Annotated in this window: 21 protein-coding genes; 9 read left to right on the forward strand and 12 right to left on the reverse strand. The window is 64.8% G+C overall.

Features of this window, described 5'->3' with window-relative positions; translation table 11 throughout:
• Nucleotides 1-693 carry a response regulator transcription factor gene (locus B5E65_RS11465; protein WP_087171904.1) on the reverse strand — a complete coding sequence of 231 codons (693 nt, stop codon included), beginning with the start codon at nt 691-693 and terminating at the stop codon, nt 1-3.
• 211 nt (nt 694-904) lie between these two features.
• Between B5E65_RS11465 and ychF the strand changes: the two genes are divergently transcribed.
• The 3 genes from ychF to B5E65_RS11480 are packed head-to-tail and all read left to right on the forward strand — an operon-like array spanning nt 905 to nt 3,245.
• Nucleotides 905-2,017, forward strand: a complete 1,113-nt coding sequence (gene ychF / locus B5E65_RS11470) for a redox-regulated ATPase YchF (protein WP_087171905.1) — start codon at nt 905-907, stop codon at nt 2,015-2,017.
• Nucleotides 2,018-2,030: 13 nt separating this feature from the next.
• Entirely contained in the window at nt 2,031-2,717 is a 687-nt protein-coding gene (locus B5E65_RS11475) for a 5'-methylthioadenosine/adenosylhomocysteine nucleosidase (protein ID WP_087171906.1), read from the forward strand.
• Nucleotides 2,718-2,774: 57 nt separating this feature from the next.
• Nucleotides 2,775-3,245: a peptidylprolyl isomerase gene (locus tag B5E65_RS11480; protein ID WP_087171907.1), complete on the forward strand. Its 471-nt coding sequence runs from the start codon at nt 2,775-2,777 to the stop codon at nt 3,243-3,245.
• Between the two features lie 212 nt (nt 3,246-3,457).
• On the opposite strand, the gene B5E65_RS11485 is transcribed toward B5E65_RS11480, so the two are convergent.
• The 3 genes from B5E65_RS11485 to malQ all read right to left on the reverse strand — a co-directional run bounded on the left by B5E65_RS11485 (nt 3,458) and on the right by malQ (nt 7,277).
• Nucleotides 3,458-4,855, reverse strand: coding sequence for an MATE family efflux transporter (locus B5E65_RS11485; RefSeq protein ID WP_087171908.1), 1,398 nt, complete (start codon nt 4,853-4,855; stop codon nt 3,458-3,460).
• 136 nt (nt 4,856-4,991) lie between these two features.
• The gene (locus tag B5E65_RS11490) at nt 4,992-5,435 is read right to left on the reverse strand and encodes a hypothetical protein (protein WP_087171909.1); all 444 of its coding nucleotides are present in this window, start codon (nt 5,433-5,435) and stop codon (nt 4,992-4,994) included.
• 204 nt (nt 5,436-5,639) lie between these two features.
• Nucleotides 5,640-7,277, reverse strand: coding sequence for a 4-alpha-glucanotransferase (gene malQ, locus B5E65_RS11495; protein WP_087171910.1), 1,638 nt, complete (start codon nt 7,275-7,277; stop codon nt 5,640-5,642).
• Between the two features lie 145 nt (nt 7,278-7,422).
• Between malQ and B5E65_RS11500 the strand changes: the two genes are divergently transcribed.
• The 6 genes from B5E65_RS11500 (at nt 7,423) to B5E65_RS11525 (ending at nt 12,278) form a co-directional block, all read left to right on the forward strand.
• Entirely contained in the window at nt 7,423-7,908 is a 486-nt protein-coding gene (locus B5E65_RS11500) for a GNAT family N-acetyltransferase (RefSeq protein WP_242957544.1), read from the forward strand.
• Nucleotides 7,905-9,065 carry an alanyl-tRNA editing protein gene (locus B5E65_RS11505; RefSeq protein WP_087171911.1) on the forward strand — a complete coding sequence of 387 codons (1,161 nt, stop codon included), beginning with the start codon at nt 7,905-7,907 and terminating at the stop codon, nt 9,063-9,065. Before B5E65_RS11500 ends, B5E65_RS11505 begins: the two co-directional genes overlap by 4 nt.
• 25 nt (nt 9,066-9,090) lie before the next feature.
• Nucleotides 9,091-9,840 (forward strand): tRNA (guanosine(46)-N7)-methyltransferase TrmB, encoded by a 750-nt coding sequence (trmB, locus tag B5E65_RS11510; RefSeq protein ID WP_087171912.1) that lies wholly within the window; start codon nt 9,091-9,093, stop codon nt 9,838-9,840.
• Between the two features lie 386 nt (nt 9,841-10,226).
• Entirely contained in the window at nt 10,227-10,547 is a 321-nt protein-coding gene (locus B5E65_RS11515) for a PadR family transcriptional regulator (protein ID WP_087171913.1), read from the forward strand.
• The gene (locus B5E65_RS11520; protein ID WP_087171914.1) at nt 10,544-11,281 is read left to right on the forward strand and encodes a DUF1700 domain-containing protein; all 738 of its coding nucleotides are present in this window, start codon (nt 10,544-10,546) and stop codon (nt 11,279-11,281) included. The genes B5E65_RS11515 and B5E65_RS11520 overlap by 4 nt, the downstream gene beginning before the upstream one ends.
• A gap of 1 nt (nt 11,282) precedes the next feature.
• Nucleotides 11,283-12,278, forward strand: a complete 996-nt coding sequence (locus tag B5E65_RS11525; protein ID WP_087171915.1) for a DUF4097 family beta strand repeat-containing protein — start codon at nt 11,283-11,285, stop codon at nt 12,276-12,278.
• A 192-nt stretch (nt 12,279-12,470) separates the two neighbouring features.
• On the opposite strand, the gene B5E65_RS11530 is transcribed toward B5E65_RS11525, so the two are convergent.
• The 8 genes from B5E65_RS11530 to B5E65_RS11565 all read right to left on the reverse strand — a co-directional run bounded on the left by B5E65_RS11530 (nt 12,471) and on the right by B5E65_RS11565 (nt 21,318).
• Nucleotides 12,471-13,475, reverse strand: coding sequence for a helix-turn-helix transcriptional regulator (locus B5E65_RS11530; protein ID WP_087171916.1), 1,005 nt, complete (start codon nt 13,473-13,475; stop codon nt 12,471-12,473).
• Nucleotides 13,476-13,478: 3 nt separating this feature from the next.
• Nucleotides 13,479-14,333, reverse strand: a complete 855-nt coding sequence (locus B5E65_RS11535) for a prephenate dehydrogenase (protein ID WP_087171917.1) — start codon at nt 14,331-14,333, stop codon at nt 13,479-13,481.
• A gap of 20 nt (nt 14,334-14,353) precedes the next feature.
• Nucleotides 14,354-15,640, reverse strand: coding sequence for a 3-phosphoshikimate 1-carboxyvinyltransferase (gene aroA / locus B5E65_RS11540; RefSeq protein WP_087171918.1), 1,287 nt, complete (start codon nt 15,638-15,640; stop codon nt 14,354-14,356).
• Between the two features lie 19 nt (nt 15,641-15,659).
• Nucleotides 15,660-16,724, reverse strand: a complete 1,065-nt coding sequence (locus tag B5E65_RS11545; protein ID WP_242957545.1) for a glycosyltransferase family 2 protein — start codon at nt 16,722-16,724, stop codon at nt 15,660-15,662.
• Nucleotides 16,725-16,841: 117 nt separating this feature from the next.
• A complete protein-coding gene (locus B5E65_RS16415) occupies nt 16,842-17,939 on the reverse strand; it encodes a glycosyltransferase family 2 protein (RefSeq protein ID WP_087171920.1) in 1,098 nt (365 codons plus the stop codon).
• Between the two features lie 12 nt (nt 17,940-17,951).
• Nucleotides 17,952-19,046, reverse strand: a complete 1,095-nt coding sequence (locus B5E65_RS11555) for a glycosyltransferase family 2 protein (protein WP_087171921.1) — start codon at nt 19,044-19,046, stop codon at nt 17,952-17,954.
• Between the two features lie 25 nt (nt 19,047-19,071).
• A complete protein-coding gene (locus tag B5E65_RS11560; RefSeq protein ID WP_087171922.1) occupies nt 19,072-20,193 on the reverse strand; it encodes a glycosyltransferase family 2 protein in 1,122 nt (373 codons plus the stop codon).
• An 18-nt stretch (nt 20,194-20,211) separates the two neighbouring features.
• Nucleotides 20,212-21,318: a glycosyltransferase family 2 protein gene (locus tag B5E65_RS11565; protein ID WP_087171923.1), complete on the reverse strand. Its 1,107-nt coding sequence runs from the start codon at nt 21,316-21,318 to the stop codon at nt 20,212-20,214.
• Nucleotides 21,319-21,328: the final 10 nt, after the last annotated feature.

A 21,328-nucleotide genomic window follows, 5' to 3' on the forward strand; every position in this document is an offset into this window, starting at 1 on the left:
TTACTCTTTTACCTCAAATTTGTAGCCCACGCCCCAGACCGTTTTCAGGCCCCACTGGTCGCTGGCACCCTCCAGCTTTTCCCGCAGGCGCTTGATGTGCACGTCGATGGTGCGGGAATCGCCGTAATACTCAAATCCCCATACCTCGTCCAGCAGCTGGTCCCGGGTAAACACCCGGTTGGGATGGCTGGCCAGGAAGCTGAGCAGTTCCAGCTCCTTGGGCGGGGCCTCCACCACCTTGCCGCCGATCTTCAGTTCGTACCGGGACATATCCAGGCTGAAATTGTCGTACTCGATGCGGCCCTCGGTGTCCTCCTGGGCGGTGGCGTTGCAGCGGCGCAGCACCGCCTTGATCCGGGCCACCACTTCCTTGGAATCAAAGGGCTTGACCACATAGTCGTCCGCACCCAGTTCCAGGCCCAGCACCTTGTCAAAGGTCTCGCCCTTGGCGGTGAGCATGATCACCGGGGTATCGCCCGCCGCCCGGATGCGGCGGCAGACCTCCCAGCCGTCCAGCTTGGGCATCATCACGTCCAGCAGCACCAGGTCGGGCTTTTCGGCGGTAAAGGTATCGATGGCAGCCTGGCCGTCGTGAGCCAGGCAGGTGGTGTAGCCTTCCTTTTCCAGGTACAGGCGCAGCAGTTCGCAGATATTCTTGTCGTCATCCACGATCAGGATTTTCTCGTTGGCCATGGGTCAGCACTCCTCACATTGTTTTCCCGAAAACGGCCCGCGGCGCGGGCCGGCATATATCTGTATTATACGCCCCATTTATGAATAAAAAAAGGGCAAACGCCGCCATACCGCCTTTTTCCTTGCGCGGGGGCACAAGGTACGGTATAATGTGGGGTGACGAATACGCCGCCCGGGCGGCGGGATCATACAGAAAGTGAGCGAGCAAGAAATGAAATTAGGAATCGTGGGTCTGCCCAACGTGGGCAAGAGCACCCTGTTCAACGCCATTACCAGCACCCGCAACGCGGCGGCGGCCAACTATCCCTTCTGCACCATCGACCCGAACACCGGCATCGTGCCGGTGCCGGACGCCCGGCTGGACAAGCTGGCCGAGATCTGGGAGACCGACAAAAAGACCCCCGCCATCGTGGAGTTCGTGGACATCGCGGGCCTGGTGAAGGGCGCGTCCAAGGGCGAGGGCCTGGGCAACAAGTTTTTGGGCAACATCCGGGAATGCGACGCCATCGTGCACGTGGTGCGCTGCTTTGAGGGCACCGACATTGTGCACGTGGAGGGCAAGGTGGACCCGCTGCGGGACATCGAGACCATCGACACCGAGCTGATCCTGAGCGACCTGGAGGTTGTGGAGAACCGGTCCGCCCGGCTGGCCAAGGCGGGCAAGACCGGCGACAAGAAGGCCGCCGCGGCCGCTGCCTGGCTGGAGGATCTGGCCGCCCATCTGGGCGAGGGCAAGAACGCCCGCACCTTCTCGCTGGAGGACGCGGACGAGGAGGTGCAGAAGCTGGTCAAGGAGATGGGCCTGCTGACCGCCAAGCCGGTGATCTACGCCGCCAACATGAGCGAGGACGACCTGATGGAGGGCATGGATCAGAACCCCCATTATCAGGCGGTCTGCCAGCTGGCCGCGGCGGAGGGCGCCCAGTGCATCCCCATCTGCGCCAAGACCGAGGAGGACATCGCGGATCTGGACGCGGAGGAGAAGAAAGCGTTCCTGGCGGAGATGGGCATCACCGCCACCGGTCTTGACAACCTGATCAAGGCCAGCTACACCCTGCTGGGCCTGATCAGCTTTTTGACCGACGGCAAGAAGGAGTGCCGCGCCTGGACCATCAAGCGGGGCACCCGGGCGCCCCAGGCGGCGGGCAAGATCCACTCGGATTTTGAGCGGGGCTTCATCCGGGCCAGCGTGGTGGCTTACGAGGATTTTGCCGCCTGCGGCTACAGCATGGCCAACGTGAAGGCCAAGGGCCTGCAGCGCACCGAGGGCAAGGAGTATGTGGTGCAGGACGGGGACATCATCGAGTTCCTGTTCAACGTATAAGGAGGGCGCACAGATGGCGGTATACGGGATTCTGGGCGCCATGCCCGACGAGGTGGCCCAGCTGTGCGCGCGGCTGACCGGCGTGGAGGTGGAAACCTACGCCGGGGTGGAGTACCACAAGGGCGCGCTGGGCGATAAGCAGGTGATCGTGTGCTGCGCGGGCATGGGCAAGGCCAACGCGGCCGCCACCGTGCAGGTGCTGATCACCCGGTACGGGGCGGATCACGTGATCTTCTCCGGCATCGCGGGCAACATGAGCAGTGAGATCGGTATCGGCGACGTGGTGGTGGGCCGCACGGTGGTGTACCACGACGCGGAGGATTCCATGATCAGCCAGAGCGCGCCGTTTTTGACCGAGTATCCGGGGGATCCGGCTCTGGTGGAGGCGGCGCTGGCCGCCTGCGGCAAACTGGGCGTAAAGGCCATCGCGGGCAAGATCGCCACCGGCGACCGGTTTATCGGGGACAGCGCGTCCAAGGCGGACATCGCGGCCCGGGTGCATCCGGACTGCGTGGAGATGGAAGGCGCGGCGGTGATGCAGATCGCCGGACGCAACGGGGTGCCCTGCGTGGTGCTGCGCGCCATGAGCGACAACGCCGACGAGGCCGGCCGGGAAAAGCTGGTGGTGCGGCAGTTCAGCATCGAGAGCTATGTGGCCACCGCCACCGCCATTGTGGCGGATATGCTGACCCGGCTGTAAAGAAAACGGAACACGCCGGGCAGGGCCCGGACAATACAAGACAAGGAGAAACAGAATATGGTACGTATCACCATGGAAAACGGCAAGGTCATCGAGCTGGAGCTGGACGCCAAGGCGGCCCCCATCACGGTGGAGAATTTTGAGAAGCTGGTGAAGGAAGGCTTTTACGACGGGCTGACCTTTCATCGGGTGATTCCGGGCTTCATGATCCAGGGCGGGTGCCCGGACGGAACCGGTATGGGCGGCCCGGGCTGGCATATCAAGGGCGAGTTTTCCGCCAACGGCGTGGCCAACCCCATCAAGCATACCCGCGGCGTGATCAGCATGGCCCGCGCCCAGCATCCCGACAGTGCCGGCAGCCAGTTCTTCATTATGCATGAGGACGCCCCCCACCTGGATGGCAGCTACGCCGCCTTCGGCCATGTGACCTCCGGCATCGAGGTGGTGGACGAGATCGCCAATGTGCCCACCGATTACCGCGACAAGCCCCTCACCCCCGTGGTCATGAAGAAGGTCGAGATCGTATAAGGCCGATATGGGGGGAATCAACGATTCCCCCCATGCCCCCCGGAAATCATGGCCGGAATACTCCGGCCATAGGGAAAAATACAATAGAAGGCCCGCGCCAAACCTTTTGGTTCAGCGCGGGCCTTTCTGTTTACTATTCCCGCGGGACGGAGTATTCCGTCCCGCTGTTTCCGGGGGGTATGGGGGGATAGGTTCTATCCCCCCATATTGGCCTATTTCACCTGCCCTGCCCGCCGGCGCATCTCGGCGCGGATGCGGCGGAAGGCTATGGCGAAGGTGGTGGTGGTGACGGTGACGGCGGTCAGGTCGGCCACCGGCTCGGCCAGGATGACCGCCAGCACCTTGTTCACCGGCAGCGCGGCGGGCAGGATATAGATCAGGGGGATCAGCAGGATCACCTTGCGCAGCAGGGCCAGGAACACGCTGATCTTGGCGCGGCTGAGGGCCACAAAGGTCTGCTGGCAGGCCAGCTGCGCCCCAAAGAACAGCGACCCGCTCATGAACACCCGCAGGCACCGCTGGGCATAGGCGGACAGTTCCGGCTGATCCAGGAAGATGGCCACCAGCACCCCGGGCCGCACCAGGCACAGCGCCCACAGGCTGATGGAATAGGTCAGCGCGCAGGTCAGCAGCAGCCGGAACGCCTTGGCCACCCGGGCCTCGTTGCCCGCGCCGTAGTTGTAGCTGACGATGGGCTGGCATCCCTGGCTCAGACCGGTAAGCGGCAGCATGGAGAACTGCATCACGCTGACCAGCACCGTCATGGCGGCCACCGCGTCGTCGCCGCCGTAGGTGCGCATACTGGTGTTGAAGCATACCGAGATGGCGCTTTCGGTCATCTGCATGATAAACGGCGACACACCCAGCCCGATGCAGGGCAGCAGCACCGAGGGGGCGATCCGCAGATTGGACAGCCGGATACGCAGGTAGGTTTTTCTGCCGCACAGAAAGGCCACCACCCATATGCAGGAGATGCCCTGGGAAATAATGGTGGCCCAGGCCGCCCCGGCCACCCCCATATCAAACACAAAGATAAAGATCGGGTCCAGCACGATGTTGCACACCGCGCCGATCAGCACCGAGAGCATCCCCATCCGGGCAAAACCCTGGGCGTTGATAAAGGCGTTGAGCCCCAGCGCCAGCAGCACGAACACCGTGCCCATGGAATAGATGCGCATATAGCTCCAGGCATAGCCGATGGTGGCTTCGCTGGCGCCGAACAGCCACAGAACCGGCTTGCCCCAGATCTGGAACGCCACCGTGAGCACCGCGCTCAGCAGCAGCATGGCGGCGGTGCAGTTGCCCAGAATCCGTTCCGCCATGGGCTTGTCGCCCTTGCCCATGAAGATCGAGGCCCGGGGCGCGCCGCCCATGCTCACCAGCGCCGCAAACGCCGAGAACATCATGATCACCGGCATCGCCACCCCCATGCCGGTCAGCGCGGCGGGGCCGGTGTCCGGAATATGGCCGATGTACATCCGGTCCACCATATTGTACAGCAGGTTGATCACCTGGGCCGTGATGGCGGGCAGCGCCAGCTTGAACAGCAGCCGGCCTACCGGCTCGGTTCCCAGATTCGGCTGGGCGGTCCCGGCGGGATGTTTTTCCATAACGTGCAAGCACTCCTTTCCCGCGGGGGTACCCCGGCCCGGCGCGGCTCTCTGTCTGTATGATAACGCAAAAAGAGCCGCCCTGTAAAGGGCGGCCCCCCGGAATCAGGACAAACGTTTCCGTTTGCCCCGATCCTCACAGATATGCCTTGTACATCTCGGCGCTGGCCTCCTGAAACCGCAGCAGCTCATCCGCCATTTCCTTGGCGCCGGTGCTGGCCTGCGGATAGGCGTTGCGCGCCTTGACCACGTCCATGACCCCCTGGTTGCTGCCCTCGGTGAGCATCTGCGCCAGCGCCCCGGTGGAATGGTCCATCATGGTGCGCCCCTTGATGCCCGCCTTCGCCATCGTCTTGGCCATCACGCCCTGGCCCCGGCTCTGGGCCCCGCAGGCCGCCAGCGCGGTGTGGGCTTTCTGGTTCAGACGGCGGTATTCCTTCTGCTGCTTGAGCAGCCGCGCCCGGAACTCCCGGTCCTGGGCATAGGGCATCAGCTGCGCCAGGGCATTCTTGCCCATTTCCGTATTGCGCACGATCTCCTGCAGCAGGGCCTCGTTATCGCTTACATTTTCCTGTTTCATGGTTTACTTCCCCCTTTCGCCCGATTTCGGGCCGTTGGGGACAGTATGCCCATCCCGCCCCGCCGCTATGCGCAAGAAAAACGCCCGCGCCAAACCGGCCGGGTTTTGCGCGGGCGTTTGCTTTGTATATTTTTCCCGAGGGTCGGAGAATCCCGACCCGACAGATGGGGGGTATGGGGGACTGGTCCCCCATATCAGCCCATATCAGGTCACCTTGCGGCGGGCGGTGCTGCGTCCCTTGGCCTTGGGCGCCGCCTTGGCGGCGGGCCGGGCCGGGGCCGCGGGGGCTTTCTTCTCCGCTTTGGGCTTCGCCTCTTCGGTTTCCGGCTCTTCCGCCGGGGCCGGCTCACACCGGCCGAACAGGGCGCACTTTTCCCGGATATGGGCCGCCAGCGTCCCGGTCAGTGCCCGGGCCTCGCAGCGCCAGCTCCAGTTTTCCGCCATCAGACGGCCCGGCGTATTGATGCGGCCCTCGGCGCCCAGGCCCAGCCAGTCCGCCATCGGGATCACCGCCAGCCGCGCCGGGCTGGCCAGCGCGCCCCGGATGAACCCTTCGGTCAGGCCCTCCCGGGTATTCAGGCCAAAATACGCCCTGGCCATGGCCGTTTCCGCTTTCGGCGCGGTGGCCAGCCAGTGGGCCGTGGTGGTGTTGTCATGGGTGCCCGGATACACCACGCAGTTCTCCGGATAATTGTGGGGCAGGTACTCGTTCTCCGCCCCGCCGCTAAAGGCAAACTGCAATACCTTCATGCCCGGCAGGCCGGTGTCCCGCAGCAGCTGGCGCACACTGTCGAACAGTTCGCCCAGGTCCTCCGCCACGATGGGCAGCTGCGGGCCGAACGCCCGCTCCATTTCCCGGAAAAAGTCCAACCCCGGGCCCTGCTCCCACTTGCCGGTGCGGGCGGTGGCCGCGTCGGCCGGGATGGCGTAGTAGGTATCAAAGGCGCGGAAATGGTCGATCCGCACAATGTCGTACAACTCCAGCGCGTGGCGCAGGCGGCGTTTCCACCAGGCGTAGCCGGTCTGCTTGTGGTAGGCCCAGTTGTACAGCGGGTTGCCCCACAGCTGGCCATCCGCACTGAAATAATCCGGCGGGCAGCCCGCCACCCGCACCGGCGCGCCGTCCTCGTCGGTCTCGAACAGCTCCCGCCCGGCCCAGGCATCGGCGGAATCCGCCGCCGCATAGATGGGGATATCCCCCAGGATCTTCACGCCCTTGTCGTTGGCGTACTCCTTCAGCGCCCGCCACTGGCCGTCAAACAGGTACTGCACAAATTTCCAGAACTCGATCCGGTCGGCCTGCTCGGCCCGGAACGCCTCCAGCGCCTCCGGATCCCGGCGGCGCAGCGGCTGCGGCCAGGCGAGCCAGGCCGCCATGCCGTGGGTCTCCTTGATGGTCATGTACAGGGCATAGTCGTCCAGCCAGGCCTCGTTGGCAAAGCAGAACCGGTACCAGTCGTCCGGGTAGGGGGTCTCATACCCGGGCACCGGCCGCTGGGTGCGCCAGCGCTGCCAGGCCCGCTCCAGCACCGCCAGCCGGGTGGTGTACAGCAGCCCGTAGTTCACCCGCCCGGCGGGCAGGGGGGCGCATTCCGCCTCGGTCAGAAGGCCCCGCTGACGCAGAATGTCCAGGTCAATAAAATAGGGGTTGCCCGCAAAGGCCGAACAGCTTTGGTAGGGGCTGTCCCCATAGCCGGTGGGGCTTAACGGCAGGATCTGCCACACCTGCTGGCCTGCCGCCGCCAGAAAATCCACAAACTGCCGGGCCTCACTGCCCAGGCTGCCGATCCCGTGGGCCCCCGGCAGGGCCGATACCGGCATCAGGATACCGCATTGCCGCATTGCACACACTCCTTCGTGCGATTTATATTCCTATTATACCGCGGGCGCGCGCGGTTTTCCACTGTTTTGCGCGGCGCTGGCCGTGGACAAGCCGCCCGCCCGGGCGTATAATAGAACCATTCTTTATGCGAGGGAGCGATGGGAAATGACCGAATCCAAACTGACGGTACGCCGGGCCGCGCCCCGGGATCTGCCCCGGCTGCACGAGCTGCTGCGGCAGGTGGCCGAGGTACATCATCAGGGCCGGCCGGACCTGTTCAAGGCGGGCCAGCGCAAGTACACCGACGAACAGCTGCTGGAAATTCTGGCGGACGATACCCGCCCGGTGCTGGCGGCGGTAAACGAGCAGGACGTGGTGCAGGGGTATGCGTTCTGCGTGTTCAAGCAGTTTGTCAACGACAACATCATGACCGATATCCGCACCCTGTACATCGACGATCTGTGCGTGGACGAGGCCTGCCGGGGGCAGCATGTGGGCACCCTGCTGTACGACGCGGTGCTGGATTTTGCCCGGCAGCACGGCTGCTACAACGTGACCCTGAACGTGTGGAGCTGCAACAAAAGCGCCCAGAAATTCTACGAAGCCCGGGGCCTGGTGCCCCAGAAGATCGGCATGGAGGTCATCCTGTGAAAGACGACCGTTTGTATTACGCGGACCCGTTTCTGGCCCGGTTCACCGCCCGGGTGACCGGCTGCGAACCGGCGGGGGAAACCTGGGCCGTGACCCTGGACGCCACCGCCTTTTACCCGGAGGGGGGCGGCCAGCCCGCCGACACCGGCACCCTGGGCGAGGCCCGGGTGCTGGACGCGCACGAGCGGGAGGGCCGTGTGGTGCACACCACCGACCGGCCGCTGCCGGTAGGGGAGACGGTGGAGGGGGTCATTGACTGGTCCCGGCGGCTGGATCATATGGAACAGCACACCGGCGAGCATATCCTGAGCGGCACGCTGCACCGGCTGTTCGGCACCGACAACGTGGGATTCCACATCGGGGCGGACACGGTGCGGATGGATATGGACAAGCCCCTGACCCCGGACCAGCTGGCCGAGGCGGAGCGCCTGGCCAACGAAACGATCCGCCGGGACGTGCCGGTGGACTGCGCCTGGCCGGACGCGGCCACCCTGGCAGCCACCGAATACCGCAGCAAAAAGGCGCTGGAGGGTCCGGTGCGGCTGGTGACGGTGCCGGGCGCGGACTGCTGCGCCTGCTGCGGCACCCATCTGGCCCGGTCGGGGCAGGTGGGGCTGATCAAGATTCTCAGTGCCCAGCCCTACAAGGGCGGGGTGCGGCTGGCGGTGGCCTGCGGCGGCCGGGCCTTTGCCTGGGTGCAGGATCAGGCCGAACAGGCCCACGCCATCGGCGCGCTGCTGAGCGCCCCGGCGGAGGGGCTGTACCAGGCGGTGGAGCGGCAGGCGGTACAGGCGGCGCGGCTGCGGGTGCAGCTGGCCGAAGCCCGCAATGCCTGGTTCAGCCTGCTGGCGGCGCAGATCGGCCCGGATGAGGCGGTCTGCCAGTGTCTGCCGGATCTGGCGGGGGATGACCTGCGCCGCTGTGCCCTGGCGATGGCGGAGCGCACCGACCGGCCCTGCGCGGTGTTCAGCCCGGGGGAGGGGGATACCCTGCACTACGCCCTGGTGTGGAAAGGCGGGGATGTGAACGGCCTGTGCCGGGAACTGAACGCGGAATTTGACGGCCGGGGCGGCGGACGGCCGCCGCTGGCACAGGGCAGCCTGCACGGGGAGTATGCCCGGGTGGAAGCCTGGTTTGCTGAATTTTTCAACAAGTAACGAATAAACGGAGGAAAACCCATCTATGCGGATGCGATTCAAACCCTACGCCCGGCCGGAACTGCTGGCCAGCCCTTTGCACGCCCATGACCCGATGGCCAACCGGGGGCACTGGCACGAGGTATTTGCCCGGCCCGGCCAGCCGCTGCATCTGGAACTGGGATGCGGCAAGGGCGGATTTTTGTCTCAGCTGGCGTCCCGCCATCCGGAGAACAACTATCTGGGCATCGACATCACCGACAAGGTGCTGATCCTGGCTAAGCGCAAGCTGGAGGCGGCTTACGCCGAAGCGGGGATTCCGGCGGACAATGTGCAGATCATGAGCCTGGACATTGAGCGGATCCTGAACGCCTTTGCGCCCGAGGATACGGTGGACCGCATTTACATCAATTTCTGCAATCCCTGGGATAAAAAGGCGGGGCACCGCAAGCATCGGCTGACCCATACCCGGCAGCTGGCGCTGTACCGGAAGTTCCTGGCGCCGGGGGCGGAAATCTGGTTCAAGACCGACGACGACGGTCTGTTTGAGGACAGCCTGGCCTATTTTGAGGAGGCGGGGTTCCGGATCCGGTGGATGACCCGGGATCTGCACGCCGACGAGCCGGACTGGAACATCCGAACCGAGCACGAGGCGATGTTTACCGGGATGGGGATTCCCACCAAGGCGCTGATCGCGGTGATGCAGCCCGCCGACGAGGAACAGGTGGCCCGCGCCGCCGAAGCCCGCGTGGCCGCCGAAAAGAACCTGGGCCGGGCGATGCACGGCGAAGGGTAAGATAAGCCGATCTGGGGGGACAACGTCCCCCCAGACCCCGGAAATCATGGCCAAATACATTTGGCCATGGGGATATTGTGTAAAAAAGTAAGGCCCGCGCTAACGGTTTTCTGCCAGCGTGGGCCTTGCACTTTATTCACCCCTATGGCCGGAGTATTCCGGCCATGATTTCAGGGGGTATGGGGGGTCCGGGTCCGCGAAGCGGCTGGGTCTCCGGTGGAGACCCAGACCGGCAGGGCGGTCGGCGTAGCCGGGCGGGCGCATCGTTGTTGCGCCCGCAGCCCTTGTTGTCCCCCAGATTGGCCCAATACTATATTGACAATCAATATTATACGTTGTATAGTATTGGCAGAGATACAATATCAACCGGAAAGGATGGTGGGAGGATGGCATTCAACACCGGGGCTGCGCTGATGGATGCGCTGGTACTGAGCATCGTGGCGCAGGAACCCACCTACGGCTACAAGATCACCCAGGAAGTACGGGCGGTGATGTTGGTAAGTGAGAGCACCCTGTATCCGGTGCTGCGCCGTTTGCAGAAGGACGGGTGTCTGGATACCTACGACCAGGAATTTGCCGGGCGCAACCGGCGGTACTACCGGCTGACCGAGGCGGGCCGGCAGCGCCTGACCGACTATCGCCGGGAATGGCGGGACTACCGCCGCAGCATTGACCGGCTTTTGCTGGGGGAGGAGGAGAACACATGACGGGCGAGGAATTTCTGCGTCAGCTGAATGACATGCTGGCGGACGTGACCGAAGAAGAACGCCGGGAAGCGGTGCGGTATTACGAGGAATACCTGCGGGACGCGGGCCCGGAACAGGAACAGCAGGTGCTGGCGGAACTGGGCAGCCCGGCTCGGGTGGCGGCGATCATCCGGGCCAACGTGCCGGGCAGCCGGGCGGAACCGGCCCAGAGCGCGTCCGCGCCGGAACCGGAACCGCCCCGCATCCGGGGGCTTGCGCCGGATACGGCAGCGTATGCCGGAACAGGCGCGGCCGCGGCGGCACAGCCTGCCCCGGCCGGGGTGGGACGCACCCTGCTGTGGTGGCTTGTGCTGCTGGTGACCAGCCCGGTATGGCTGAGCGTGCTGGCCGTGGTGGTGAGCGCACTGGCCGGAGTGATCGGGATCTTTCTCGGGCTGGCGGGGGTTCTGCTGGCGGTGGTGCTGGCGGGGATCATCTGCCTGTTTGTGGGCGGGGTTTTTGCTGTGATGAGCCTGTGGGGCCTGGCTGCCGACCTGCCCAACACACTGGTGGGTCTGGCCAACTGCCTGGCCTCGATGGGGGTTGGATTTTTGCTGCTGGCACTGGGCTGGGCCGTCTGCGGCCGGGGAATCCCGGCGCTGATGCGGGCGCTGGGCCGGCTGCTGCGCGCGGCGGGAAAGGGTATAGCCCATACATGGGCCTCCCTGCGCCGGGCGGTGAAAGGAGGGGACTGATATGCGCGGTTTGACACGGGCACTGCTGGCACTGGGCGCGGGATGCCTGATGCTGGCGGTATTGATCGGCGCCATCGGCCTGTGCCTGGGCGGACAGTTCGGCTCGTTCCAGCCCACGCCGGACGGGCTGCGGTACATGCCGGCCGGGCAGGACGCCAACGACTGGGTGCTGACCGGCGGCGAGGAACGCCAGGAACAGACCGTGCCGCTGCCGGACGGAACATTCACCGGGCTGGAGCTGGACGGCGGTCTGGCAGAGGTGACGGTGCGGCCCGGGGAAAGCTGGAACCTGACCACCACCCATCCGGAACTGTATGAGGTTTCCGGGGAGGATGGCCGGCTGGTGATCGACAGCCGGGAACCGGGTATCAGCGGACACACGGTGCGCAATGCGCGGCTGACGCTGGAAGTGCCCGCCGGGCTGGAGCTGGAAACCCTGGAACTGTCCATCGGGCTGGGCAGCCTGAACGTTCGGGATCTGGAGACCGGGTCGCTGGATGTGGACGCGGGCATGAGCGGCGTGACCCTGACGGGGATCACGGTGCGCGACGATGCGGAACTGGAATGCGGCATGGGCGAACTGACGGTGGAAAACCTGACCGCCAAAACGGTGACAGGGGAGTGCGGCCTGGGCACCATGACCCTGACCGATGTGACAGCGGACAGCGTGGATCTGGCCTGTGATATGGGAACCCTGACCGCCAAAAACCTGACTGTGGCGGGAGACACAGCGCTGCACTGCGACAGCGGTGAAACCCAGGTGACCGGCACACTGGCCGGCAGCCTGACCGCGGACTGCGGTATGGGAAGCCTGACCGTGACCACCCCGGAACCGGAAAACTACGGTCTGGACGGCAGCTGCGGTATGGGTACCCTGACAGTGGGCGAGCGTTCGATCAGCGGTACCGGCAACAGCCTGACCATCGACAGCAGCGCCCCCATCCAGTACCGCCTGTCGGTGGACATGGGTGAACTGACCGTCCGGTTTACGGAGTAAGGCTGATATGGGGGGACAACGTCCCCCCAGACCCCGGAAATCATGGCCAAATACATTTGGCCATAGGGATATTGACAGTAAAAGGCCGGTGCGTATTCCGTGTACGCACCGGCCTTCATTTTATTTTATCCCGAGGGCCAATGTATTGGCCCGACAAATGGGGGGCTGGGGGACTGGTCCCCCAGATTGGCCCTATTCAACCTCGCCGTACTGCGCCGTCATGGTGGCGGCCAGGCGGGCGAGGGCGGTGCGGGCTTCGGGCGGGTCCAGCACCTGGATATCGCCGCCGAATCCGCAGACCCAGCCCCAGAACGGCGGGCTGAGCACCGCGTCCACCCACACGTCGAAATGCTCCCCGTCCGGCTGCGGCAGCAGGGTCACGTCCATACCGAACCGGTCCAGCACCGGCCCCGCCAGCCGGGCGGCGCAGCGCAGCCGTACCTTGGCCTGCGGCCCGCCGAACATCCCGAACGTGCGCCGGGCATAGGCCGCCGGATCAAACTCCTCAAACAGCTTGCGGCCCTGCCGGTCGGCCTTCACGATGGTCAGGCGGGTCATCTTGTCCACCCGGTAATGACGCACCACGCACTCCTCGCCGGTTCCGGTGCAGCCGATCAGGTAATAATTCTCGTTCTCCCAGGCCAGCACCCAGGGGCTTACCCGGTACAGCTGCCCGTCGTGCCGCAGCACCCGGTTCTTTTCCATGTCCCAGTCATAATACCGGAACGTGACCATCCTGTTCTGGGCGATGGCGGTGTGCAGCTCGTCCACCAGATAATAGATGCTCTCGTTCATGGTCTTGACCCGTCCGCTCACCGCCACCTGCCGCTGCAGCTGCCGGGCCTGGTGCTCGCTGGCCAGACCCTCCAGCTTGCGGATCAGCTGCTCCGACTTGCGGCGGGTGAGAAACCGGCTGGCCTGCACCGCGTCCACCAGCAGTTTCAGTTCCGGCAACTGGAACTGCCGTTCCGCCAGGTAATACCCGCCGCCCCGGCCCCGCTGCTGCTCGATGTCATAGCCCGCCTCCCGCAGCGTTTCGATATCGCTGTACAGGCTTTTGCGCTCGGTGGGGATCTCCTGCTTTTCCAGCTCCCGGATCAGCTGCGGCACCGACAGCCGGTGCTCCGGATCGGTACGCCGTTCAAACAGCCGCAGCAGCGCCAGCAGCTTGCCTTTCTGGCCTTCCTTTCGGGGCATGGCTTACACCTCCGGCTTCTTGTCAAAGGCGGCGCGGCGCTGGCTGCTCAGCCGGAACATCGCCTCCAGCCCCGCCGCGTCGCCCGCTTCCAGATACCCCCGCAGCTGGGTCAGCGCGGCGGTGAACTGGTCGATCTCGGCGGTCAGGTTATCCCGGTTGCGCAGAAACAGCTCGCTCCACATGGTGGGATTGATCCGGGCGATCCGGGTCAGGTCCCGGAACGAATCGCCCGTATACTCGTTCAGATGCCCGTTGTCCGAGGCGCACATCAGGCTCACCGCGATGGCGTGGGTCAGCTGGCTCACGTACCCGATCATCCGGTCGTGCTCCTCGGGGGTGAGCACGCTCACATGGGCAAACCCCAGCGCCGCCGCCAGCCGCTTGGCAAAGGCGATGCCCTCCGGGGTATTGCGGTCGGTGGGGGTGATGATAAAGTTGGCAGGGGTGAACTCCACCAGATGGCTGTTGCGGATGCCGCTGACCTCCTTGCCCGCCATGGGATGGCAGGCGATGAACTCCACCGTATCCCCCAGCGCCTGCTGCACCGGCTCGATGATGCCCCGCTTGACGCCCGCCACATCGGTGATCAGGCAGCCGGGTTTCAGCACCGGACCGTAGGTTCTGGCCCATTCCAGCTGCGCCGCCGGGTAGAGCGCCAATATCACCACATCCGCTTCCCGGGCCAGATCGGCGTGGTCGCCGCAGCGGCCCTGCCGGATATAGCCTTTTTCCAGGGCATAGGCCACGGCGGCCGGGTCGGTATCCGCCCCGTCCACTGCAAAACCTGCCCGGGCCAGGCCCATGGCGTACCGTCCGCCCAGCAGGCCCAGGCCCACGATCAGAAACCGCTTTTCCATACCGCACCCCTCGTTTCCGTTTATTCTTCTTCCGCCACCGGCACGCCCAGGCCGCGCACCACGTCAAAGAACGCGGGCCAGCTTTTGGCCACCGCTTCGGCCCCGTGAATCCGCACCGGCAACTCCGCCGCCAGGGCGGCCACCGTCAGCGCCATGACCACCCGATGATCGTTGTGGCCCTGCACCTCGCCCGGCATCACCAGCGGCCCGCCCGCGATGGTCACGGTATCCTCGGTGCTGCGGATCTGCACCCCGAACCGGCGCAGTTCTTCCTCCATGGCGGCGATCCGGTCGCTCTCTTTCAGCCGCAGACGGCCCGCGTTGCGGATCACCGTTTTGCCCTTGCAGAAAGCCCCCAGCACCATCAGGATGGGGCCCAGATCGGGGCAGTCGGCCAGGTCGATCTCCACGGCGGTCAGCTCGCTTTTCGCAAACTGCACCGCGTCGCCGGTGCGGGTGAACCGGGCGCCGCACCGCTGCAGGATCTCCAGAATGGCCGCGTCCCCCTGGCCGCTGGCCGGGGCCAGGCCCTCCACCGTAATATCCCCGCGCAGTGCGCCCAGTACGGCGAAAAACGCCCCCTGGCTGTAATCGCCCTCCACGGTGTATTCCCGGTTGTGGTACCGCTGGTTGCCGGGCACCTCCAGCCGGGCGGCCGCCCCCTGGGGCAGTTCTTCATCCGGCACAAACCGGGCCCTGACCCCGAAATCCGCCAGCGCGGCCAGGGTCAGGTTCACATAGCTGCGGCTCTCAAAGGGCGGGGTGATGGTGATGGAACTGTCCCCCATCATCAGCGGCAGCGCAAACAGCAGCCCGCTGATAAACTGGCTGGACACATCCCCCGCCAGCCGGTATTCCCCCGGGCGCAGGCCGCCCTTGATGAGGATGCCGGTTTCGTTCTGGCAGAACATCCGGCCCTGCTGCTCAAAAATTTCCGCATAGGGGCCCTGAGGCCGCTGCATCAGCCGCCCCCGGCCGCAAAACCGCACCTGCTGCCCGGTCAGACTGCACACCGGGATCAGAAACCGCAGGGTACTGCCGCTCTCGCCGCAGTCGATGGGGGCCCGCAGGGTGGCAAAGCCGCCCCGGCCCTCGATATCGGCCCAGTTTTCCCGAATCTCCACCCGGGCGCCCAGCTGACGCACCGCGTTCAGGGTGGCCAGCACATCCTGGCTGTATTCCAGATTGCGCACCCGGCTCAGGCCCCGGGCCAACCCGGCGGCCAGCACCGCCCGGTGAGCCATACTCTTGGACGGCGGCGCGGTGACCCGGCCCGCCGGTCTGCCCGGCTGCAATACGGCGATCATGGCACATTCACTTCCTTTTTTATCGGTTCCAGTTTCCGCCCAGCAGGTAGTAGCCCGCCCAGTACAGTTTCCAGTAGAGCCATTTTCTTTCGCTCTCGCGGGAATACCACATCCGGCCGATAAGCCATTTCCAGCCCAGGCGGTAGGGCAAATAATATGCGTTATACAGTTTATGGCAGGCACAGGCATGCAGCATCTGCTGGATCTCCGGAATTTTGCGAAGCGGGGGAATCTGCCTGCCAAACCCCTCTTTGGGATCCTTGTACAATCCCATACTCAAACAATTGAAATAGTGGCTGCATACGGCCTGCACCGTAAAGGCATCCTGTTCTTCAAAACGTTGCGGATAACCAGGAAGGCTGCATATCTGGGCTGTATGTTTCCGGTACAGGCCGATCTGCTCCATAAAATAGCTGCCGGTACGGCGGCGCTGCTTCATGGTACTGCTGCTGTTGCCCGGATTGTAGTAGTAAAACAAGCCAAGCAGCACCCGAACCGGGAAATCCAGCCGGGTCTCCTGGGCCATGCGCCGGATATAGGCGCTCTCAAACTCGCCGTCCTCCCCGTAGCGCATCCCCACGGAAAAGCGGATGCCCCAGGCCCGCACCCAGGCTGTGCGGAACAGCTTGTTCCAGACTACACCTCCCGTACCCGCCTGGGCGGACTGGTGCCAGCGCAGGCGTTCCCGGTTAGTGAACACCGCTGCCGAGCAGCCGCTTTGCCCTTCAAAGACCGCTTTTTCCGGCGTATACTGCCAAACAACCAGAGCATCGGGATGGGCCAGCTGGTCGGCCAGGGCGTATTCCACCAACCGGGGACTGACCCGGTCGTCTGCGTCGGCAAAGGTCAGATATTCACCTCTGGCAGCGTCTATCCCCGCGTTGCGGGCGGCGGAAACCCCGCCATTTTCCCGGTGCAGCACCCGGAAACGACCGTCCGCGGCAGCGCGCTCGTCACAGAGCCGGCCGCTGCCGTCGGTGGAGCCGTCATCCACCAGGATGCACTCCCAGCCGGATGGTTCCGTCTGGGCAGCGATGCTGTCCAGGCAGACGGGCAGCCAGATTTCGGCATTATACACCGGCACAACAATGCTCAGCCGACAGAGATCATCCAGCGGAGCTGTGGCTCCGCTGGCAACAGGGTACCCCTGTTGCGCTTTGAACGGGTATCCTGTTTCATGATTTTACCTCGTATGAATTTTTTATCGGTTCCAGTTTCCGCCCAGCAGGTAGTAGCCCGCCCAGTAGAGTTTCCAGTAAAGGCGCTTGGCGCCGCTCTCGTCCGAGTGGTAGACCGCCCGAACCAGGGCGGCGTTGCCCAGCACGAAGGGCCAGTAGTAGGCGTGGTAGTATTTCACCTGCTTCATCCAGGTCAGCATCCGGCGGGTTTCCGGCCCGCGCAGCAGGGCCCGGGGCACCGGCTCGCCCAGTTCACGGGCGGCCCACACGCCGAAAGCGAACCGCCGCAGATACTGCCGGCAGATGCTGTTGGCGTCCTCCAGGGGGATGGCATTGAAATCGCCCACCGCCTCCAGCACGCCGGCGCACTCAGCCTGCACCCTGGCGGCGTAGCCCCGGTACTGCTCCGGCTCCCAGTCCATCTGGTGGCCGGTGCCCTTCTGCTTGGACAGGCTGCCCACGGTGGTGGTGTCCCAGTAATAGAGGGGCATATCGGTCTGGCGGATGGCGCTGTCCGGGTATGCCTTGAAGTGGGCCTCGTGATAGGCCTGGCAGAAGGGGATATCGTTGCTGTTGCGCAGCGTCACGTCAAACCGCACGTTGTACCGGCGGATAACCTCCGCGTGGAACAACCGGTTGTACAGGTTGCCCGATTTATATGTAACGTAATATGCCGGCAGTTTCGCCGCCGGGTAGACCCACTCCCGGTAGGGTTTATCCAGCGCGTCCGGCCCGGCCAGTTCGGCCAAATCTGTGACGAAATCCCAGACGATCAGGTCATTCGGGTACTGGGCCTGGCGGCGCAGGGCCCACTGGATCATCAGAGAGCTGGCCGCGTCGTCGGAGTCCAGGATCAGGAAATACTCGCCCCGGGCGGCCTCGATGCCGGCGTTGCGGGCGGCGCAGGCGCCGCCGTTTTTCTGGTGGATCACCCGGATGCGGCTGTCTTTGGCGGCGTACTCGTCGCAGATTTTGCCGCTGTCGTCGGGGCTGCCGTCGTCCACCAGGATGAACTCAAAATCAGGATCGGTCTGGGCCAGCACGCTCTCAATGAACCGGGGCAGCACCGCCGCCACCTTATACACCGGGCTGATGACCGAAACGCGGGGTTTGGTTTCCATGCTCTTCCTCCTTTATCGGGTACGCCATTTGCCGCCCAGGGCGTACCAGCCCAGCCAGTATACCTTCCAGAACAGCTTTTTGCTGTCACTCTCGTCCGACTGGTACATGGCCCGCACCAGCGGGGTACACTGCATCCGCAGCGGCCAGTAATAGGCGTTGTACAGCTTCTTTTTGCCCATCACGCCCAGCAGTTCCCGGATCTCGGGCCATCGGTAGAAATCCCGGGGCACCGGCTCGCCCAGCTGGTGGGCGGCCCAGAGGGCAAAGGCAAACCGGCGGCAGTACTGGCGGCACAGGTTGACCGCGTCCTCCACCGGCACCGCGTCCAGCCCGCCCATGGAATCGCTCATCTGCCGGTACTCCTGCCGCAGCACGGCCAGGTAGCCCCGGAACTGCTCCGGCTCCCACTCGATGGGATGGGCGGCCACCGCCTTTTTGCTGGCCCGCTCGGCCCCGTTGTCCCCGTGAACGATGTAGAGGGGCAGGTCGTACTGGCGCACGATGGCATCCGGCCGGGCGGCGAAAAAGGCGTGAAAGTAGGCGATGCAGAACTGCATATCCTCGCCCCGGGGCTGGCCCACCGGGTACTGCACCCCGCCCTGGCGGATGACCGAGGCGTCAAACAGTTTGTTGGTCACGTTGGCGCTGGGCACCGTGAAGATGTAGGCCTGCAGCTGGTCTTTGGTGTACTGCTTGCAGGGGGGCGCGTCAAAATCCGGCGGGGTCTGGGTCTGGTCGTGCAGCACCCAGCCGATCAGGTCCCCCGGGTGGCGGGCCTGCCGCTCCAGCGCCCAGGCCGCCGTTTCGGGCAGGATGGTGTCGTCCGCGTCCACGAACAGGAAATAGGGGGCCCGGGCCGCCTGGATACCCGCGTTGCGGGCGGCGGACACCCCCTGATTCTCCTGGTGCAGCACCCGGAACCGGGCGTCCTGTTCCGCCCACTGGCGGCAGACGGCCAGGCTGCCGTCGGCGGAACCGTCGTCCACCAGCACGCACTCCCAGTCGGGGGTGGTCTGGGCGGCGATGGAGGCCAGGCACCGGGGCAGCAGCTTTTCCAGGTTGTACACCGGCACGATGATGCTTACGGCGGGGTTTTCACGGGGCATGGGCACATCTCCTCACAAAGCGGATTTACAGGGTGTCGGGGCGCTTCCACTTCTTGGCGCCCTCGATGTAATAGAACAGCCAGTCAAAATGGCCGAAGTTGGGGTTGTGCAGCTGGCTCCACACGTACATTTGCTCGGCCATCCGCCGCCAGCGCAGCCGCAGCGGCAGCCAGTAGGCAATGTGGATCCGGTTGGCGGCGCACCAGCCCAGCAGCTTCTGCAGCCGCTCGTCCTTCCAGAAGCCCTTGGGCAGCGGCTCGTGCAGCTGCCGGGCGCACCACAGGCCATAGCAGACGGCCCGGTAGTGCTGGTGCATGAAGGGGAACAGCTCCACCGGATCGGCCTGCCACAGATCGGGGGCCTGCCGTTCGCAGTCGGACAGGTCGTTCAGGATATGGGCCAGGTAGCCGGGTTCGGGCTGGGGCAGGGAATAGACCTCGTCGCTGCCCTCCAGCGCCTGACCGGTGATGCTGGCGGCCAGATTGTCCCGGGCGTGGTAGTAGCGGGCGGCGGTGGAATAGGCCAGCGGGGTATCCGGGGCCATGCCCTCCATATACCGGCGCACAAAATCCTCGTCCTCGCCGCCGTAGGTGGATACATGACCCAGCCGCTCGTCAAACCGCAGATGCAGCTGCTCGATCCGGGCGCGGCGGAACAGCTTGTTCCACACATGCACAAAGATCATGCTGCCCCGGTGCAGCACCTGCATCTGGCCCAGCGGCCGCACCGCGTATTCCAGCGGCGTGGCCAGGGACTGGTCGTAGGTTTCCCGGCTGCGGGTCATGTTCCAGAGCACAAACCCCTCCGGGGCGCTCTGCTGCATGGTAAGCGCATATTCCAGGGTATGGGGGTCGATCAGGTCGTCCTGGTCGCAGAACAGCACATACTCGCCCCGGGCGGCATCCAGCCCGGCGTTGCGGGCGCTGCACACCCCGCCGTTTTGTTTTTGCAGCAGCACAAACCGCCCGTCCCGGGCAGCCCGGGCCCGGCAGAGATCGGCGCTGCCGTCGGTGGAGCCGTCGTCCACCAGAATGCAGGCAAAATCCCGCACAGTCTGGGCCGCAATGGAGTCCAGGCAGCGGTCCAGGTAATCCTGCCCGTTGTACACCGGCACGATGATGCTTACGGCGGGGATGGTCTCACTCATGGTTTGCTCTCTCCTTTATCAGTCCCAGCGGCCGCCCAGCAGCAGCTTCTGCGCCAGGATCAGCCGGTAGTACCAGACGGTTTTCCGGTTGTCCCAGTCGTACATGGCGGCAACCAGTTTGGCGCTGCCCAGCCGGAAGGGCAGGTAGTAGGGGGTGTAGCGGCGGCGGGCCAGCAGACCGTCCAGCAGGGCGGTGACCTCCGGGCCGCGCAGATACCCGGCGGGCAGGGCCTCGCCCAACTCCCGCGCGCACCAGGCCCCGTAGGCCAGGCACCGCAGGTAATGGCGGATGGTCACATAGCCCTTGTCCGGCTCGGCAAACAGGTCGGCGTACTCGGTCAGGTTGGCGCGCAGTTCTTCCAGAATGGCGGGGGCGTAGCCGGGCTTGGCCGCGTCCGCGTCCCGCTTGAACTGGCCGTACCGGGCCTCGTACCGGGTGACCAGGGATTCCGGGTTGTCCATCTCGTGATAATAACGGGGAACCGGCAGGTAGGTGTACAGCCGGGGCTTGTCCGAGAAGAAGTTCTCCTGGTACTGCTGGAAGAACACCTCGTCCTCGCTCAGGTTGTGCTCGTAGCCCAGCTCCTTGTCGAACCGCATGCCGAACTTTTTGATGCAGCCGGCCTGGAACAGCTTGTTCCACACCTGCACCCCCTGGCCCTTGGAGGTGAACATCATCTGCACCTCCAGCCCCCGCATCAGGGTTTCGGCAAAGGGTTCGCCGGCACGGCGGGCCAGCTCGGCCTCGTCCAGGGTCAGCTCCCACATGACCAGACGGTCCGGGTGGGCCAGCTGGCTGCGCATGGCGTACTCCATCAGGTGGGCCTCGATGGCGTCGTCCGCGTCCACAAAAAAGATATACAGGCCCACGGCCGCGTCCAGGCCCGCGTTGCGGGCGGTGGACACGCCGCCGTTTTCCTTGTGAATCACCCGCACACGGGGGTCTTTCGCGGCGTAGGAATCGCAGATGGCGCCGCAGCCGTCCGGGCTGCCGTCATCCACCAGAATGAGTTCAAATTCCGGCCAGGTCTGGGCCAGGATGCTGTCCACGCACCGGGGCAGGAATTTTTCGCAATTCCACACCGGCACGATCACGGAAACCAGAGGGGTCTGTTCCGGCTGCATGAGGGTTACC

Origin of the sequence: Gemmiger sp. An120, assembly GCF_002160955.1 — a bacterium.
Lineage (GTDB): Bacteria > Bacillota > Clostridia > Oscillospirales > Ruminococcaceae > Gemmiger_A > Gemmiger_A avium.

Coding starts and splice junctions, on each gene's coding strand:
- B5E65_RS11465 (WP_087171904.1), bottom strand. CDS start 693: ATGGCCAACGAGAAAATCCTGATCGTGGATGACGACAAGAATATCTGC.
- ychF (WP_087171905.1), top strand. CDS start 905: ATGAAATTAGGAATCGTGGGTCTGCCCAACGTGGGCAAGAGCACCCTG.
- B5E65_RS11475 (WP_087171906.1), top strand. CDS start 2,031: ATGGCGGTATACGGGATTCTGGGCGCCATGCCCGACGAGGTGGCCCAG.
- B5E65_RS11480 (WP_087171907.1), top strand. CDS start 2,775: ATGGTACGTATCACCATGGAAAACGGCAAGGTCATCGAGCTGGAGCTG.
- B5E65_RS11485 (WP_087171908.1), bottom strand. CDS start 4,855: ATGGAAAAACATCCCGCCGGGACCGCCCAGCCGAATCTGGGAACCGAG.
- B5E65_RS11490 (WP_087171909.1), bottom strand. CDS start 5,435: ATGAAACAGGAAAATGTAAGCGATAACGAGGCCCTGCTGCAGGAGATC.
- malQ (WP_087171910.1), bottom strand. CDS start 7,277: ATGCGGCAATGCGGTATCCTGATGCCGGTATCGGCCCTGCCGGGGGCC.
- B5E65_RS11500 (WP_242957544.1), top strand. CDS start 7,423: ATGACCGAATCCAAACTGACGGTACGCCGGGCCGCGCCCCGGGATCTG.
- trmB (WP_087171912.1), top strand. CDS start 9,091: ATGCGGATGCGATTCAAACCCTACGCCCGGCCGGAACTGCTGGCCAGC.
- B5E65_RS11515 (WP_087171913.1), top strand. CDS start 10,227: ATGGCATTCAACACCGGGGCTGCGCTGATGGATGCGCTGGTACTGAGC.
- B5E65_RS11520 (WP_087171914.1), top strand. CDS start 10,544: ATGACGGGCGAGGAATTTCTGCGTCAGCTGAATGACATGCTGGCGGAC.
- B5E65_RS11525 (WP_087171915.1), top strand. CDS start 11,283: ATGCGCGGTTTGACACGGGCACTGCTGGCACTGGGCGCGGGATGCCTG.
- B5E65_RS11530 (WP_087171916.1), bottom strand. CDS start 13,475: ATGCCCCGAAAGGAAGGCCAGAAAGGCAAGCTGCTGGCGCTGCTGCGG.
- B5E65_RS11535 (WP_087171917.1), bottom strand. CDS start 14,333: ATGGAAAAGCGGTTTCTGATCGTGGGCCTGGGCCTGCTGGGCGGACGG.
- aroA (WP_087171918.1), bottom strand. CDS start 15,640: ATGATCGCCGTATTGCAGCCGGGCAGACCGGCGGGCCGGGTCACCGCG.
- B5E65_RS16415 (WP_087171920.1), bottom strand. CDS start 17,939: ATGGAAACCAAACCCCGCGTTTCGGTCATCAGCCCGGTGTATAAGGTG.
- B5E65_RS11555 (WP_087171921.1), bottom strand. CDS start 19,046: ATGCCCCGTGAAAACCCCGCCGTAAGCATCATCGTGCCGGTGTACAAC.
- B5E65_RS11560 (WP_087171922.1), bottom strand. CDS start 20,193: ATGAGTGAGACCATCCCCGCCGTAAGCATCATCGTGCCGGTGTACAAC.
- B5E65_RS11565 (WP_087171923.1), bottom strand. CDS start 21,318: ATGCAGCCGGAACAGACCCCTCTGGTTTCCGTGATCGTGCCGGTGTGG.